This is a genomic window from Microbacterium sp. ET2 (assembly GCF_030347395.1).
Taxonomy (GTDB): Bacteria; Actinomycetota; Actinomycetes; order Actinomycetales; family Microbacteriaceae; genus Microbacterium; species Microbacterium albipurpureum.
On the sequence record NZ_CP128170.1, the window covers coordinates 2,986,244 to 3,001,705 of the forward strand.

Consider the following 15,462-nt stretch of genomic DNA (forward strand, 5'->3'; position numbering starts at 1 on the left):
CCGCATGGCGCAGTGGCGCGACTGGCGCTCGTGGCCCGACCGCCTCACGAACCTCTGGCGCCGATCTCTGAGGTTCCGCACCGTCCTCATCACCCTCGCCCTCACGGCGCTGACGGTCCTCATCGCCTGTGTGTGGATGGCCCTCGCGATCCAGCACGACCTGTTCACCGCCGGGCGCGACCAGGCCACCGGCGGGGCGCTGCGGGCCACCCAGTCCGCTCAGGAGCGACTGGACTCGGCCGAGCCCGGGAACGACCCCGTGCAGCTGCAGCTGCTGATGACCACCCTGAGCACCGACCTGGCCGAGCAGTCGGGGAGCGACCGGATCGCGATCTTCCGCATCGACCGCGCGTCGCGCATCGCCCCGCAGGACCTGGTCACCCAGGGCCTTCCCGAGGAGGTGCTGAGCGAGGGCCTCCGGCAGAAAGTGCGGGCCGACGGCGACGTGCAGCAGTGGTGGCAGTCGGTGGCGCTGGAATCCGAGAACGGCGGCACCGTTCCCGGCATCGTGGTGGGCCAGCAGCTGTCCTTCCCCGTCGTCGGCGCGTACGAGGTCTACATCGCCTACGACCTCGCCGGTGAATCGCAGATCCTCACCTTCATCCAAGGAACGCTCTGGGCGGTCGGTGTGGGCCTCGTCATCCTCATCGGGCTGATCGCGTGGTTCGTCCTCCGCTCGGTGACCACCCCCATCGGGGAGGCCGCCGATACCAGCGCGAAGCTCGCCCGGGGAGAGCTGAACGTGCGACTCCCGGTGCGGGGACAGGATGAGCTGGCGACCCTCGGCCAGTCCTTCAACGCGATGGCCGACAGCATCGAGTCGCAGATCAAGGAGCTCGCCGAGCTGTCCCTCGTCCAGCAGCGCTTCGTCTCCGACGTCTCGCACGAGCTGCGCACGCCGCTCACGACGATCCGGCTCGCCGCCGACATGATCAACGACCAGCGCGACTCGTTCGACCCCGCCACGGCGCGCGCCGCGGAGCTGCTGAACGCGCAGGTGCAGCGCTTCGAGACCCTCCTGACCGATCTGCTGGAGATCAGCCGCTACGACGCCGGATCGGTCCAGTTGGGCTCGAGCCCACGAGTCTCGCCCATCTCGCAGGCGACGTCATCGAGTCGATGGGTCAGCTCGCCGAGCAGCACGGATCGGATGTGCGTCTGGTGGCTCCCGGGGGATATTCCCCGGTCGACATGGATCCTCGGCGGGTGCGGCGGATCGTCCGCAATCTGCTCGGCAACGCCATCGAGCACGGCGAGGGGCGCCCCATCGTCGTCACCGTGGACAGCGACCAGCAGGCCGTGGCGCTCGGGGTCCGCGACTTCGGGCTCGGGATGCGAGCCGAGGAGGTCGAGCACGTGTTCGACCGGTTCTGGCGTGCCGACCCGTCCCGCAAGCGCACGATCGGCGGCACCGGTCTCGGCCTGTCGATCTCGCTCGGAGATGCGCGCCTCCACGGTGGAGAGCTCGCGGTCTGGTCGGAGCTCGGGCGGGGATCGCACTTCGTGCTGACCCTGCCGCGCCTCGCGCAGGGGCTTCAGGGCGCGTCGCCCATCGCCGTGGTCCCGGGGGAGGACAACACCGCGCCGCTGGACGCCCTCGGGCTCACCCAGCCGATCCAGGTGCTGTCCGAGAGCGCCACCGTCGCGGCATCCCCCGGTGACGGCCGTCGGTCTCAGGGGGCATCGTGAGAGGCGCGGCGAGGGGCGTCCGCGCGCTGCACGCCCTCGCGGTGGCGGTCCTCACCGTCCTCGCGCTCACCGCGTGCGCGGGGCTTCCCCTCACCGGAACGGTGCAGGGCGGGCGTTCGGTGGGGGAGCAGCTCCCGGGGCCCGACTTCCTGCGTCTTCCCGACCGGCCGCAGCCGGGCGCGACACCGGAGGAGATCGTCGACGGATTCCTCCGCGCCGGGGCGGGCCCGCTCAGCGACTGGGCGCGGGCGCGCGAATTCCTCGCGCCCGCCCTTCGGGATACATGGGATCCGACGGCGGGGGTCATCATCGAACCGACCGGCACGACCCGCACGCCGGTCGCCGTCGGCGAGAACGCCGTCGAGGTGGCGGTCGCCCCGACGGCGACCGTGGACGCGACCGGGGTCTATGAACCCGCCACCGGCGGCACCCTGCCGCTGCGGTTCGAACTGCTTCAGCAGGAGGACGGCGAGTGGCGGATCAGCCAGGCACCCGACGGCATCGTGCTCGACCGCGATTCGTTCGTCACCGCCTTCGATCGGTACACCCTCGCCTTCTTCGACCCGACCTTCGAGTACCTCGTTCCCGACGGGCGGTGGTTCCCGACGACGAACGCCGCCACGCGCATCGCCGCGGCCCTCGTCGAGGGTTCGCCGGTGGAGTGGCTGGCAGGCTCGGTGGTCTCGGCCTTCCCCGACAGTGTGGCGCTCAGCCCGACTGCGGTCCCGGTGTCTCTGGGCGAGGCGCAGGTGAGCCTCAACGAGGCGGCGCTGACGGTCGAGCAGCTCACCCTCGACCGGATGCAGACCCAGCTCGATGAGAGCCTGGCCTCCGCCGGGGTGACCCGGGTGCAGATGCGGGTGGGGTCCTCCGACGTCGAGGCGGGAACCGTCGCCGTGCGCTCCACCCGTGTCGCAGCCCAGCCGCTCGTTGTCACAGCCGATGGATTCGGGTTCCTCACCGGCGACGAACTCGACCGCGTGCCGGGACTGTCCGATGCGCTGGATCAGGCGGCGGACGTCGACGCGCTGCAGCTGTCGCCCGACCGCGTCTTCGCCGCCGCACGCTTCGCAGGCGACGGATCGACCGGTCGCGTGGACGCCGACGGCGACGTGCAGGTGTTCGATCAGCGTCCCGGTCTGGTCGCGCCGACGATCGACCCGTTCGGCTACGTCTGGACCGTTCCCGAGGCGACTCCGGCCGCGCTGCGGGCGTGGGTGCCGAGCGGACCGATCGAGATCGCCAACGCCTGGCCGGGCGCCGCCACGATCTCGGCGATGGCGCTGTCGCGCGACGGCACACGCCTGGCCGCGGCCGTGACCGTCGGTGGGCGGACGACGCTGAGCGTCGCCGGCGTGATCCGGGATGGGGATGGAGTGCCGAGCGGCCTCGGCGACCCGGTCGTCATCGGCGACCTGGAGGGCGCGGTGTCGTCGGTCACCTGGCTCGACGACTCGTCTGTGGCCGCCCTCATCGACGGCGGCACGGAGCCGCGCCTGCGGGAGCAGGTCGTGGGGGGCGAGGGGACGGAGTCCGCGGCGCCCGCCGGAGCCGACACCCTCGCAGGTGGCAACTCCGCCTCCTCGCTGCGGGTCCACACCGATCAGGGCGGCCTGTTCGTTCGTCGCGGCGCGAACTGGACGCAGACGGCGGAGGGCATCCTCGTCCTGGCGACTCAGCAGGGGGCGCCGCGCTGACTCCTCCCCAGGCACGCGCGACGCGACGTTGTCCACCGATCACGCGGCGGCGGCTCGCGCCCGCGCCGGGACGCGCGAGGCTGACGGCATGCCCTTCCTGTCCACCGTGTCCGAGTCGCTCGCAGACGCTCTCGCCCTCATCCTCCCGGTCGAGTGCGCCGGGTGCGACACCGAGGATCAGGCGCTCTGCGCGGGATGCCGCGATGCGCTCGTCCCGCGGCCGACGAGGCGTCTGCTCGACGAAGAGGTCTGGGTGCACAGCGCCCTCGCCTTCGAAGGGATTCCGGCCCGCGTCATCCGCTGCCTGAAGGAGGAGGGCCGCACGGGACTCGCCCGACCGCTGGGCAGGGCGCTGCGCGACGCCATCCTGTCCTCGGACGCGCCTGGGGACGCCGTCGTCGTTCCGGTGCCGTCCTCGCGCCGGGCGCTGCGTCGCCGCGGCTTCGCGGTGACGCCGCTCCTCGTCCGACGGGCCGGGTTCCGCACCGTCGGGCTGCTCGCACCCGCGCGGGTGACCGCCGATCAGCGGGGGCTCGATCGCGACGCCCGGGCGCGCAATGTGGCCGGGAGCCTGCGCGTCCGCGCGCGGAGTGCCGAGCTCCTGCGCGATCGCCCCATCGTGATCGTCGATGACGTCCTCACCACGGGAGCGACCCTCCTCGAAGCCGCGGGCACGCTCCGATCGGCGGGGCTCACCGTGGCCGCGGCGGCAACGGTCGCCGCGACTCCGCGGCGCTCATCCGCAACTCACAGGTGATCAGGTGGGCGTCCTGCGTGACAGCTGTGGGCCACGGCACTACGTTGGGGGGACACACGCACACTGCCGTGTATACAGAGGCGACTGGTGGTCCGCCCTTGTCCGGGCGGACCGGATCAAGGAGGTCTGACATGGAGAGCAGCATCGTCGGCGTAGGGGTCGGTATCACCGATCGGTTCCGCGCGGTCGTCGAGGAGAAGGCGCCCCGGATCGAACACCTCGCGCCGCGAGCCCAGCGCCTGGACGTCAAGGTCACCCATCGCACGTACCGCAACGGTCACGTGGAGGACCACACCGTGGAACTCACCGTCACGGGCAAGGGCCCGGTCGTGCGGGCCGAGGCGACCGACGCCGACAAGTTCACCGCCCTCGACCTCGCGGTCGACAAGCTCTGCGAGCAGCTGCGCCGCGCGAAGGACAAGCGGGTCGATGCGCGCAATCATCCGCGCGGCCCGAAGTTCGAAAAGGGCACCGGGGCGCTCGAGGGGATCGACGTCGAACCCGCATCCGTCGACGTGCTCCGTGCCGTCGCGACCGGTGAGGTGCCGATCGTGAACGGTGAGGCCGAGGAAGAGGAGTACACCCCCGTCGTCATCCGCACGAAGGAATTCGGGCCCGAATGGATGACCGTCGAGGACGCCGTGGACCGCATGGAACTCGTCGGACACGATTTCTTCCTCTTCATCGACGTCCGCACCGACCACCCGAGCGTGGTCTACCGCCGCAAGGGATGGGACTACGGCGTGATCTCACTGACCACGCAAGCGCAGCCGGCGGCGGAACTGGTCTCCTGACCCCCTGACGAAGAGACGGATGCCCCGGGCGAAGGTCAGCCCGGGGCATCCGCTCGTCCGGCGCAGCGTGTCGGGGTCAGTCGATGAAGCCGTCGAGCAGGCTGCCGATCACGAGACCGCCGAGGATGCCGCCCATCAGGCCGCTTCCCCCACTGTTGCCGCGACCGCCGCCCCAGCCGCCGCCCCACTGGTCAGGACCGTTCTGCGGGCGGGACGAGTCGATGTCGCGCTGGGCGAGCTGAAGGGCCTCGCTGGCGAGGTGCGCGACGCGACGCGACATGGTCATGGCCTGCTCGCGGTGGTCCTCGTCGATGTCGATCGCCGCCGAGGCGGAGGTGCCGAGATAGCGGTCGAGGTCGATGCGGATGCGCTCCGCCTCGGCGATCCGGGTGCGCGCGTCCGCGCCGATCCACCCGCGGTGGCCGGCGATGACATCCCGCGCGACGGCGAGCTGCCGGTCGGCGTCGTCGATCGAGTGCCGCACGTGCGCGATGTCGGGGATCGGCCGCGCCGCACGCTCTCGCGCCTTGGCGACGGCCTCGTCGAGGGCGATGTTCGCCGCGCGCAGGCGCGTCAGCTGTGCGAAGGGATCGGTGTTCACACCGGCGGCGGGAAGGGCGGCAAGCGCCGCCTGCAGCTCGCCCATCGCTTCGGCGACGCCCGCGGTCTGCGGTGCGGTCCGGGCCGCGATGAGGTCGCCGCGCGAGTCCTCCACGACTGCGGCGAGGGTCGATTCCGCCCGGAGCGCCTCGACTTCGAACGTCTCGACGGCGTCGATGAGGGTCTCGGCGCGGCGCACCGCCTCGGTGCAGGCCTCCAGGGCCAGGTTGGCCTGCTCCCGCTGGCCGGCCTCGCGGCGCCGCTCGGCGATGCCGGCGCTGTGCTCGGCGAAACCGAGGAGCTGCTCGGCCTCGGCCGGGTTGGCCTCGATCTGGTGAAGAGCCTCGTCGGAGTAGCGGGCGCCGAGTCGGGTCACCGTCTCCCGGGCCTGCGGCAGGCGCCCGCGCAGCCGTTCGGCGTCGCGGCGTACCCCGGCGATGATCTCGGGCGCCCGGCGAGCGCGGGCGATCGGCTCGGCGAGCGCCTCGGTGCGGTCATCGAGCAACTCCTCCGCCCACTCGCACAGCTGCACGATCCGGGCGTTGCGGGTGCGCAGCTCCTCCGGAGTGTCGGGGATCTCGTCGTGGTTGAGCTGGTGGAGATGGAACGCCTCGCTCATGTGGGTGCGCACCGACTCCAGCGCCTCGCGGAGATCGGCGGTAGGGCCGCTGCCGAGCTCGGCCTCGGCGAAGGCGAGTTCGTCGGTGGTGACGCGGATGCGCTCGTCGGTGGCGACCAGGGAAGACTGCGCCCGCCGGGCGAGATCGGCGTCCTGCGCCGCGACTTCTTCGCGTTCCTTCTTGCGACTGCCCCAGAATCCGGCCATGGATCGATCCTACGGTTCCCGTTCGAGCGGGCCGCTGGACAACGGCTGGGGAACAGGGTGATGGAGGGGAGGCTTCGCCCACGGCGTAACCGGCCTCGGGGTTCACGGTCGCGGAGGGCGCCCCCGACGCGGTCTCTGGGTAGCCAGGGCGACGGCGAGCGCGTGATCCGGATGCTGCGCCAGCACCTGCGCCGCATGATCGAGCCACCGCACCTCGGCCTCGAGTGCGTCACGTCGGGCGGCGAGGACGAGGGCCCGGGGGAGGGCATCGGCCTGTTCGGCGGCGCCGAGCTCCTCGCGAACCCGCGCCAGCTCCGCCGCCGAGGAGCGGCGCTGCGCCGCCAGCACATCGTCGACGTCGACGCCCGGGAGGCTGGCGGCGAGGGCGACCTTCGCCGCGACATCCTCTCTGCCGGCCCGCGCGCGGGGAGCGGGCGAGCCGAACCATTCCGCGACGGCGGACGATCCCGCCGGCGTGATGCTCCAGTAGATGTGGCCCTGGGTGTCGGGTTCTCCCCGCACCACCAGGCCGTCGCGCTCGAGCCGTTCGAGGGTGCGGTAGATCTGGCCGACGTTCAGAGGCTGATCCGCGCCGGTGCGCCGATCGTGTTCGGCGCGCAGCTGGTAGCCGTAGCACGGCCCCTGGTCGAGGATCGCGAGGAGACTCTGCGGTACCGACATCCGTCTCTCGCTTTCGCTGCAGGTGCGGCTCGAGTATATGCATACCCGGCAACGTGCCCGCCGCCGCGATCTTCGCCCAGCCCACGCCAAGGTCACGGGTGGATAACATGGGGAGGTTCGCCCGACAGTATGGAGATTTCGTGGCCAATCCTCTCGAGAAACTGCTCCGCGCCGGCGAGGGCCGGATCCTGCGGCAGCTGCAGCGGATCGTGAAGGCGGTGAACGCCCTCGAAGAGGACTACGCCCAGCTCACCGACGAGGAGCTGCGCGGCGAGACCGCCGAACTGCGCGCCCGCCACGAAGCCGGCGAGACGCTGGATCAGCTGCTGCCCGAGGCTTTCGCCGCGGTACGTGAGGCGGCCAAGCGCACGCTCGGCCAGCGGCACTACGACGTGCAGATCATGGGCGGTGCCGCCCTGCACCTCGGCAACATCGCCGAGATGAAGACCGGTGAGGGCAAGACCCTGGTGGCGACCCTCCCCGCGTACCTCAACGCGATCGCCGGCAAGGGCGTGCACGTCATCACCGTCAACGACTTCCTCGCCAGCTACCAGTCCGAGCTCATGGGACGCATCTTCCGGGCCCTCGGCATGACGACCGGGACGATCGTCTCGGGGCAGAACCCGCAGGTGCGCCGTGAGCAGTACAACGCCGACATCACCTACGGCACCAACAACGAGTTCGGCTTCGACTATCTGCGCGACAACATGGCGTGGCGCAAGGAGGACCTCGTCCAGCGCGGCCACTTCTTCGCCATCGTCGACGAGGTCGACTCGATCCTCATCGACGAGGCGCGCACCCCGCTGATCATCTCGGGACCGTCCTCCGGCGAGGCCAACCGGTGGTTCACCGAATTCGCCAAGATCGCACGGACGCTCGAGCCCGGCGTCGATTACGAGATCGACGAGAAGAAGCGCACCGTCGGCGTCCTCGAGCCCGGAATCGAGAAGGTCGAGGACTACCTCGGCATCGACAACCTCTACGAGTCGGCGAACACCCCGCTGATCTCGTTCCTGAACAACTCCATCAAGGCGCTCGCCCTGTTCAAGCGCGACACCGACTACGTCGTCATGAACGACGAGGTCATGATCGTCGACGAGCACACCGGCCGCATCCTCGTCGGTCGCCGCTACAACGAGGGCATCCACCAGGCGATCGAGGCCAAGGAGGGCGTGCCGGTCAAGGCGGAGAACCAGACCCTCGCCACGGTGACGCTGCAGAACTACTTCCGTCTCTACGAAAAGCTCTCCGGCATGACCGGAACCGCCGAGACCGAGGCGGCAGAGTTCATGTCGACCTACAAGCTCGGCGTCGTCCCCATCCCCACGAACAAGCCGATGGTCCGCAAGGACCAGTCCGACCTCGTCTACAAGAACGAGGAGGCGAAATTCGCCCAGGTCGTCGAGGACATCGTCGAGCGACACGCCAAGGGCCAGCCGGTGCTCGTCGGAACCGTCAGCGTCGAGAAGAGCGAGTACCTCTCTCGGCTGCTGGCGAAGAAGGGCGTCAAGCACGAGGTGCTCAACGCCAAGAACCACGCCCGGGAGGCCGAGATCGTCGCCCGCGCCGGACGTCTGGGCGCCGTCACCGTCGCGACGAACATGGCCGGCCGTGGAACCGACATCATGCTGGGCGGGAACGCGGAGTTCTTCGCTGTGCAGGAGATGAAGGCCAAGGGTCTGGATTCGCTCGAGACCCCCGACGAGTATGAGGCGGAGTGGGACGCCGTATACGACGCCGTGCGCGAGGGCGTCTCCGAAGAGGCGGCGAAGGTCGTCGAGACCGGTGGCCTCTACGTGCTCGGCACCGAGCGACACGAGTCCCGCCGCATCGACAACCAGCTGCGGGGTCGATCGGGTCGCCAGGGCGACCCCGGCGAGAGCCGTTTCTACCTGTCGCTCACCGATGACCTCATGCGCCTGTTCCAGTCGGGGGCGGCCGAGGCCATCATGGCGCGGACCAATTTCCCCGATGACGTCGCGATCGAGTCGGGCATGGTCTCGCGCGCCATCAAGAGCGCACAGTCGCAGGTCGAGGCGCGGAACGCCGAGATCCGCAAGAACGTGCTGAAGTACGACGACGTCCTGAACCGGCAGCGTGAGGCGATCTACGCCGACCGCCGTCACATCCTGCAGGGCGATGACATCGCCGACCGGGTGCAGCACTTCATCGAGGACGCCATCAACGCCGTCATCGACGACCACACCTCGTCGGGTCACACCGAGAGCTGGGACTTCGACGCCCTGTGGACCGAGTTGAAGACCCTCTACCCCGTGAGCGTCACGATCGACGAGGTCGTCGCCGAGGCCGGCAACAAGGGCCGCATCACTCCCGAGGTGCTCAAGCGCGAGCTGCTCTCCGACGCCAAGATCGCCTACGACAACCGCGAGGAGTCCCTCGGGTCGCCGGCGATGCGTGAACTGGAGCGCCGTGTCGTGCTGCAGGTGCTCGATCGCCGCTGGCGCGACCACCTCTACGAGATGGACTATCTCAAGGACGGCATCGGCCTGCGGGCGATGGCTCAGCGCGACCCTCTGATCGAGTACCAGCGCGAGGGCTACCAGATGTTCCAGGCGATGATGGGTCAGATCAAAGAGGAATCGGTCGGCTACCTCTACAACCTGGATGTCGAGGTGCGACGTGCCGGCGAGGGCGACCAGCCCGCCGAAGTGGAGGCCAAGGGTCTGGGCGCGGTGCCCGTCGAGGGGGAGCGGCTGCAGTACTCCGCGGCCAACGACGCCGGCGAGGTCGAAGTCCGCAACGATCGGGGTCAGGTGCAGCAGGCCGCGACCAACCGCATCCGCCAGGCCGCGGCCGCGGCGACCACCGTCGCCGAACCGCCCGAGGCCCCCGCGCCCCGCGGAGCGTTCGGGCAGCGGACCGGCGCCGACGCCGCCGGCGGCCCACCGAAGCCCGCGCCGCAGAACCGCGCAGAGCGTCGGGCGGCAGGCAAGAAGCGCTGACGCCCGGCCGGTCCACGAGCCGGCGATTGGACGGCTGCGGCGGTCGGTGACGGCCGTTCCACCGCCGCTATCCTGAGTCGATGACGCTCCTTCGCCCCCTCGACCAATCGCGCAAGCTCCGCGACGTTCTCTACGAGATCCGCGGTCAGGCACTGGTGGAGGCGCAGCGGCTGGAGGCCGAGGGCCACAACATCCTGAAGCTGAACACCGGCAACCCCGCCGCGTTCGGGTTCGACGCGCCCTACCAGATCGTCCGCGACATGATCGATGCCGTGCCTCACGCGCACGGGTACAGCGACAGTCGAGGAATCATGTCGGCGCGGCTCGCGGTGGTGTACCGCTACGAGCAGACGCCCGGGTTCCCGCAGGTCGACCCCGACGACGTCTATCTCGGCAACGGCGTGTCCGAACTCATCACCATGACCATGCAGTCGCTTCTCGACGAGGGCGACGAGGTGCTCATCCCCGCGCCCGACTACCCGCTGTGGACCGCGATGACGAGCCTCGGCGGCGGAACTCCGGTGCACTACCACTGCGACGAGTCGGCGGGATGGCAACCCGACCTCGAGGACATCCGCGCCAAGATCACCGAGCGCACCAAGGCGATCGTGGTGATCAACCCGAACAACCCCACGGGGGCGGTGTACACCCGAGAGGTGCTGGAGGGAATCGCCGACATCGCCCGCGAGCACTCGCTGCTGCTGCTGGCGGACGAGATCTACGATCGCATCGTCTTCGACGACGCCGAACACATCCCGATGGCGGTCGTCGCCCCCGACCTGCTCTGTCTCACCTTCAACGGGTTGAGCAAGACCTATCGGGTCGCGGGATACCGTTCGGGATGGCTCGTCATCACGGGTCCGAAAGACCACGCTGCGGGCTTCCTCGAGGGGATCACGCTGCTCGCCTCGACGAGGCTCTGCCCCAACGTCCCCGCACAGCACGCCGTGCAGGCCGCGCTCTCGGGCATCCAGTCGATCGACGCCCTCATCGCGCCGACCGGCCGCCTGCATGAACAGCGCGATGCGGCCTGGGAAGGGCTCGAGGCGATTCCCGGGGTGACCTGCGTACGGCCGGCGGGTGCGCTGTACGCCTTCCCGCGGCTCGATCCCGAGGTGTACGAGATCCGCGACGACGCCAAGCTCGTCTACGACTTCCTCGTCGCCGAGCATGTGCTCCTCGTGCAGGGCACGGGCTTCAACTGGCCGACGCCTGACCACGTACGCATCGTCACGCTGCCGGAGGCGAGGGTGCTCAGTCAAGCGATCGAGCGGCTCGGCAACTTCCTGTCGTCGTATCGCCAGTAGCCCGGGCGTCCCGTGCGCGCGGGGGGCGGGGGCGGCAGCGGCGAGGGTCCCTCGCCTCCCGGGAACCGTCAAGGCCCTCCCGGACCGACATCGTCCTGTCTACCGTTGCGATATGGCGATCGAGTTGAACGAACCTGCACTGCGCCACGCCCGCTCCCTGGTCCGCGACGGGAAGGTGGTCCGCGACGAACGAGACGACTGGTCGGAGGCGGCGCCGAGCGCCGACGACGAGAACGAGTTCATCGACAGGGAGGGCTGGACGCAGTACTCGCACTGGCACCTCGGCATCGACAGGAGTGAGAACGGCGAGACCAAGAAGGCCTATTCGTTCCCGTTCGGCGATTTCCGCCGCGTTCACCGGTCAGGAGTCATCTCCGGTGAGAGCAGGGCCGGTCAGTACGAACACATCGAGATCCGCGATGCGCTGAAGTCGCTCCTCGAGCTGATCGACGAGGGCTGACGGCGAGCGTCACAGGAGGGCGAGCGAGGTTGTGCGCCAGCGACCGTCCATGCCCTCCAGGCGCACGGCCACCGCCCGGGTGCGGGCCGGGCCCGCGACCACCACGACGCCCTCGATGATGCCGTCGGCGGGCGAGGAGTGCCGGATGGTGAGGATCTGGTGCACCGGGCGCTTGGCCGGCACCCCGCGGGCGCTGCGGGCGCGGGCGGCGAGGTTCGCCCGGGTGAGGAGCTTGCGGTACGCGTCCTCCGTCAGCCAGCGGGCGAGCTGTTCGACCTCGCGCACCCCGGCGAAGACTTCGAGCACGCCGCGGGTCAGGTTCTCGATGAAGACCTGCGGGTCGGGGAGGGCCTCGGTCGAGGTGCGCTGAGGCGCGAAGTACTCCGAAAGCTCTCGTGCACCCGTGGGTGGTTTGGGTGCGCGGGCCGGTGCCGGCGGCGTCGGTGCCATCTCTCGCCAATCTCGTCAGGACATCGGTTGCCGAGAAGTACAACACACGGACAACTCCCAGAAAGAGCCCGGGGAGCCCCTGGGGATAAGTTCTCATCGACTCCTCACGTTCTGGACTACTGTCACGGCGTGCGATGGGACCGCTTCTTCGACGACCTCGAAGACCAGCTCGCCTCCGAGTGGGAGGCTGAGCGCGCTGCCCTCGACACCGAGGCGGAGCGGCTGCGCGTGTCCCGGCTCGAGATGCGCCAGCGTCTGACGGTCCTGCAGGCCGAGGCGTCCCACAGCGAGGTGTCGTGGGAGCTGAGCGACGGTTCGTCTCTGAATGCCGGCCTCGTCGGCGTCGGTGCCGACTGGGTGGCGCTCAGCGACGCAGCTCGTCGGACGGGGATCACCCTCGTGCCCCTTCCCGCGATCGTCGGGATCAGGATGAGCCAGGCCGACCTGCTCCGCACCGCGCGTGCCGACGGCGCCACGCTCTCGGGCCTGGCGAGCCGGATGACCTTCGGCTTCGTCGTGCGTGATCTCGTGCGCCGCCGCGCAGCGGTGGCGCTGCAGCTGTCATCCGGTCGGGGGATGACCGGGACGATCGATCGGGCCGGAGCCGACCACCTCGACATCGCCCTCCACGATCCCGGCTCGCCGCGGCGGACGGGAGAGGTGACGGGATACCGGATGGTGCCCTTCTCGGCGCTGGCATGGCTCAGGGCGGAGGAGGGGGTCAGCGTCCTCTGACGCTTCTTGCGCCGTCAGTCGGGGTTGCGGACGAAACCGGTGCCCCACAGCTCAGGGAAGCTGGCCTCCTGCGACTGGTGCCACAGGGCGATCCGCCGGGCCTCCTCAGCCTGATCGTCGAGGTAGTCGGTGACGCTCTGCTCCTCCACTCGCCAGCGGGCGGGCGATCCGACCCGGGCACCGCGAAGCCGGCGCTCATGGACGAGCGCGATCACCTCGTCCACCGAGACCCCCAGCACCTCGGCGACCTGCGCGGGCGCGAGCATGCGCACGTCGGCGGACGGGGATTCGGGCATGCCCCCATTATCGTCGCGGGCTCCGGCGGGCCGACGAGCCCGCGCGGCGTTGTGGATAACGGCGGCTGTGGATAACGCGCGGGCCTGTTCCCCGGCCTGAGCGAACATGGCCTCATGACCGCTGTGGACACCGGCCGCCGCCCTCGCGCCTTCTGGGCCGACGCACGCTTCCTCCTCGGCATCCTTCTGATCGTGGCCTCCGTGGCCGGGGTCTGGTTCGTCGTCTCGGCCGCGCGCCAGACCGTGCCCGTCTTCGTCGCCGCTCGCACGATCGTCTCGGGGGAGTTCGTCTCGACCGAGGATGTGCGCGTCGAGCAGGTGGCTCTCGGCGCCCTCGAAGGGTCGTACCTCGATCCCGCGTCGTGGGAGGGGTCACTCGCGGAGGGGATCGTCGCTACGCGCACCATTGCCTCCGACGAACTCGTGCCGCGCAGCGCCGTCGAGTCCGCCGACGCGGTGCGCACCACCTCGGTCGTGCTCCGCAGCTCCGTCGACGTCCCGGCGGCGGTGGAGGCGGGATCGGTGGTGGAGGTGTGGGCGGCGCCGCTCGTGGAACCGGGCACCTACGACGTGCCGCGGATCCTCGTCGCGGACGCCACGGTCGCCTCTGTCACGCGCGACGACTCGATGATCGGCGGGGGCGCCGCCGCGCTGGAGATCGTCATCCCGCGCGCAGACGTCGCGGTCGTGCTCGAGGCCATGTCCGACGAGTCCGCGCTCTCGGTCGTGCCCGCGGCCGGAGGCGCACGATGAAGGTTCTGGTCGCGGTGGATGAGCCGCGGGGGTCGGACCTCGCTCATCAGCTCGCCTCGGAGGGCGTCGAGGTGGTGGCGGTCGTCGCCGCGGATGCGTTGGCGCTCTCCGGGGAGGATGCCGCCTACGGCAGCGATGCCCGCATCACCGCGGTGGCGCTCCGCGAAGTGGAGGCGGTCATCCTCCAGGCCGATCGGCGGACCATGACCGCCGCCGCCGTGGCGCTCTGCGATCGTCACGGCGTCCGCATCGTGGCGTTGTGCGCCGAGGATGCCGACCGTCCCCTGGCCGAGGCGTACGGGCTGTCCTCGACGCTGGCACCGACCGACCCGGGCTGGCGGATCGCCGAGGCCCTCACGCTGGACGGCCTGACACGCGGCGCGACCGCTGCCTCGACCGGCGGCGCGGGGGGAGTCGAGCGCGAGCGACCAGCGCCCCGCATCATCGCCGTGTGGGGTCCGGCCGGGTCGCCCGGTCGATCCACGGTCGCGGTCGAACTCGCCCTGGAACTCGCCCGGGGCGGACGACGCGTCGCTCTCGTGGATGCCGACGCGCACGCCCCCGCTCTCGCCCTCACCCTGGGGCTCGCCGACGAAGGGCCCGGCTTCGCCGCCGCCTGCCGCCACGCGGGCCGCGGCGAGCTGACCACCGCCGAACTCGAACGCATCAGCACGCCGCTGGGTCGCACCGGCGTGCGGGTTCTCACCGGCATCAACCGTCCGTCGCGGTGGCCCGAACTCTCGCACGCTCGGGTGGCGGCGGCCCTGGAAGCCTGCCGCACGTGGGTGGAGTTCACCATCGTCGACGTCTCCTCGTCGCTCGAGCGCGACGAGGAGATCGTCAGCGACCTCGACGGGCCGCGCCGAAATGCCGCGACGCTCGCCGCGCTCGAGGTCGCCGACCACGTCGTCGCGGTCGCGGCGGCCGATCCCGTCGGCGTCGCCCGGTTCCTCCGCGGCTACACCGAGCTGCGCGCGACGGTCGGGGCGACTCCCGTCGCCGTGCTCGCGAACCGGCTGCGACCCGGAGCCCTCGGCATCGACGCGCGGGGGCAGGTGCGCCGCACCCTCGACCGGTTCGCCGGCATCCGCGACGTCTGGTTCGTCCCCCACGACGCCCGCTCCGCGGATGCAGCTCTGCTCGCCGCGCGCCCCATCGCCGAGGTCGCACCGCGCTCGCCCTTCGCCGCGGCGATCCGGCGGTTCGTGGGCGAGACCCTCGAACCGCCCGACCCCGGTGTGTCGCGGCGTGAGCAGCGCGCACGGCGCATCCGCCCGGCTCGCGACGCGAGACGTGTCCGGACCGCGGGCGCGGACGATCAGGCTCCGGAGCGGTCGCGTGTTCGGGGCGGGCGGCGCCGCGGCGCGGTCGCCGTCCCCGAGGCGCGCTGAGCCGCGGCATCCGTCCCTCACCGGACTGCCCTCCCTCACCGGACTGCCCTCCCTCACCGGACT

Annotated in this window: 13 protein-coding genes and 1 pseudogene; 10 read left to right on the plus strand and 4 right to left on the minus strand. The window is 70.6% G+C overall.

Annotation, left to right across the window (positions count from 1 at the left end; translation table 11 throughout):
* Nucleotides 1-4 precede the first annotated feature (4 nt).
* The 4 genes and pseudogenes from mtrB to hpf all read left to right on the plus strand — a co-directional run bounded on the left by mtrB (nucleotide 5) and on the right by hpf (nucleotide 4,937).
* Nucleotides 5-1,689, plus strand: a pseudogene (mtrB, locus tag QSU92_RS14435) (MtrAB system histidine kinase MtrB).
* Nucleotides 1,686-3,386: an LpqB family beta-propeller domain-containing protein gene (locus tag QSU92_RS14440; protein ID WP_289262855.1), complete on the plus strand. Its 1,701-nt coding sequence runs from the start codon at nucleotides 1,686-1,688 to the stop codon at nucleotides 3,384-3,386. The pseudogene mtrB and the gene QSU92_RS14440 overlap by 4 nt, the downstream one beginning before the upstream one ends.
* 88 nt (nucleotides 3,387-3,474) lie before the next feature.
* Entirely contained in the window at nucleotides 3,475-4,143 is a 669-nt protein-coding gene (locus tag QSU92_RS14445) for a ComF family protein (protein WP_289262857.1), read from the plus strand.
* A 131-nt stretch (nucleotides 4,144-4,274) separates the two neighbouring features.
* Nucleotides 4,275-4,937 carry a ribosome hibernation-promoting factor, HPF/YfiA family gene (hpf, locus tag QSU92_RS14450; protein WP_289262859.1) on the plus strand — a complete coding sequence of 221 codons (663 nt, stop codon included), beginning with the start codon at nucleotides 4,275-4,277 and terminating at the stop codon, nucleotides 4,935-4,937.
* A 76-nt stretch (nucleotides 4,938-5,013) separates the two neighbouring features.
* Here hpf and QSU92_RS14455 read toward each other — a convergent pair whose 3' ends face one another.
* Both QSU92_RS14455 and QSU92_RS14460 read right to left on the minus strand, forming a co-directional pair.
* The gene (locus QSU92_RS14455; RefSeq protein ID WP_289262861.1) at nucleotides 5,014-6,363 is read right to left on the minus strand and encodes a hypothetical protein; all 1,350 of its coding nucleotides are present in this window, start codon (nucleotides 6,361-6,363) and stop codon (nucleotides 5,014-5,016) included.
* 102 nt (nucleotides 6,364-6,465) lie between these two features.
* Entirely contained in the window at nucleotides 6,466-7,044 is a 579-nt protein-coding gene (locus QSU92_RS14460) for a PadR family transcriptional regulator (protein WP_289262863.1), read from the minus strand.
* 140 nt (nucleotides 7,045-7,184) lie between these two features.
* On the opposite strand from QSU92_RS14460, the gene secA reads away from it, so the two are divergent.
* The 3 genes from secA to QSU92_RS14475 all read left to right on the plus strand — a co-directional run bounded on the left by secA (nucleotide 7,185) and on the right by QSU92_RS14475 (nucleotide 11,774).
* Nucleotides 7,185-10,007: a preprotein translocase subunit SecA gene (gene secA, locus QSU92_RS14465; RefSeq protein ID WP_289262865.1), complete on the plus strand. Its 2,823-nt coding sequence runs from the start codon at nucleotides 7,185-7,187 to the stop codon at nucleotides 10,005-10,007.
* Nucleotides 10,008-10,087: 80 nt separating this feature from the next.
* Entirely contained in the window at nucleotides 10,088-11,314 is a 1,227-nt protein-coding gene (locus QSU92_RS14470) for a pyridoxal phosphate-dependent aminotransferase (RefSeq protein WP_289262867.1), read from the plus strand.
* Nucleotides 11,315-11,426: 112 nt separating this feature from the next.
* Nucleotides 11,427-11,774, plus strand: a complete 348-nt coding sequence (locus tag QSU92_RS14475; RefSeq protein ID WP_289262869.1) for a hypothetical protein — start codon at nucleotides 11,427-11,429, stop codon at nucleotides 11,772-11,774.
* A 9-nt stretch (nucleotides 11,775-11,783) separates the two neighbouring features.
* On the opposite strand, the gene QSU92_RS14480 is transcribed toward QSU92_RS14475, so the two are convergent.
* Entirely contained in the window at nucleotides 11,784-12,224 is a 441-nt protein-coding gene (locus QSU92_RS14480) for an Rv3235 family protein (RefSeq protein WP_248241154.1), read from the minus strand.
* Nucleotides 12,225-12,353: 129 nt separating this feature from the next.
* Between QSU92_RS14480 and QSU92_RS14485 the strand changes: the two genes are divergently transcribed.
* A complete protein-coding gene (locus tag QSU92_RS14485) occupies nucleotides 12,354-12,959 on the plus strand; it encodes a hypothetical protein (protein ID WP_289262874.1) in 606 nt (201 codons plus the stop codon).
* Nucleotides 12,960-12,973: 14 nt separating this feature from the next.
* Here the strand turns inward: QSU92_RS14485 and QSU92_RS14490 are convergent, their stop codons facing one another.
* The gene (locus QSU92_RS14490) at nucleotides 12,974-13,255 is read right to left on the minus strand and encodes a helix-turn-helix domain-containing protein (RefSeq protein ID WP_179558963.1); all 282 of its coding nucleotides are present in this window, start codon (nucleotides 13,253-13,255) and stop codon (nucleotides 12,974-12,976) included.
* 114 nt (nucleotides 13,256-13,369) lie between these two features.
* Between QSU92_RS14490 and QSU92_RS14495 the strand changes: the two genes are divergently transcribed.
* Entirely contained in the window at nucleotides 13,370-14,008 is a 639-nt protein-coding gene (locus tag QSU92_RS14495; RefSeq protein ID WP_289262877.1) for a flagella basal body P-ring formation protein FlgA, read from the plus strand.
* Nucleotides 14,005-15,399, plus strand: coding sequence for a CpaE/TadZ family protein (locus QSU92_RS14500; RefSeq protein WP_289262879.1), 1,395 nt, complete (start codon nucleotides 14,005-14,007; stop codon nucleotides 15,397-15,399). Before QSU92_RS14495 ends, QSU92_RS14500 begins: the two co-directional genes overlap by 4 nt.
* Nucleotides 15,400-15,462: the final 63 nt, after the last annotated feature.

What these genes read in the sequence shown, in the direction of transcription:
- QSU92_RS14490 (WP_179558963.1), bottom strand. Translation starts at nt 13,255, where the DNA reads ATGCCCGAATCCCCGTCCGCCGACGTGCGCATGCTCGCGCCCGCGCAG.
- QSU92_RS14495 (WP_289262877.1), top strand. Translation starts at nt 13,370, where the DNA reads ATGACCGCTGTGGACACCGGCCGCCGCCCTCGCGCCTTCTGGGCCGAC.
- QSU92_RS14475 (WP_289262869.1), top strand. Translation starts at nt 11,427, where the DNA reads ATGGCGATCGAGTTGAACGAACCTGCACTGCGCCACGCCCGCTCCCTG.
- QSU92_RS14470 (WP_289262867.1), top strand. Translation starts at nt 10,088, where the DNA reads ATGACGCTCCTTCGCCCCCTCGACCAATCGCGCAAGCTCCGCGACGTT.
- QSU92_RS14445 (WP_289262857.1), top strand. Translation starts at nt 3,475, where the DNA reads ATGCCCTTCCTGTCCACCGTGTCCGAGTCGCTCGCAGACGCTCTCGCC.
- QSU92_RS14455 (WP_289262861.1), bottom strand. Translation starts at nt 6,363, where the DNA reads ATGGCCGGATTCTGGGGCAGTCGCAAGAAGGAACGCGAAGAAGTCGCG.
- QSU92_RS14460 (WP_289262863.1), bottom strand. Translation starts at nt 7,044, where the DNA reads ATGTCGGTACCGCAGAGTCTCCTCGCGATCCTCGACCAGGGGCCGTGC.
- QSU92_RS14500 (WP_289262879.1), top strand. Translation starts at nt 14,005, where the DNA reads ATGAAGGTTCTGGTCGCGGTGGATGAGCCGCGGGGGTCGGACCTCGCT.
- hpf (WP_289262859.1), top strand. Translation starts at nt 4,275, where the DNA reads ATGGAGAGCAGCATCGTCGGCGTAGGGGTCGGTATCACCGATCGGTTC.
- QSU92_RS14480 (WP_248241154.1), bottom strand. Translation starts at nt 12,224, where the DNA reads ATGGCACCGACGCCGCCGGCACCGGCCCGCGCACCCAAACCACCCACG.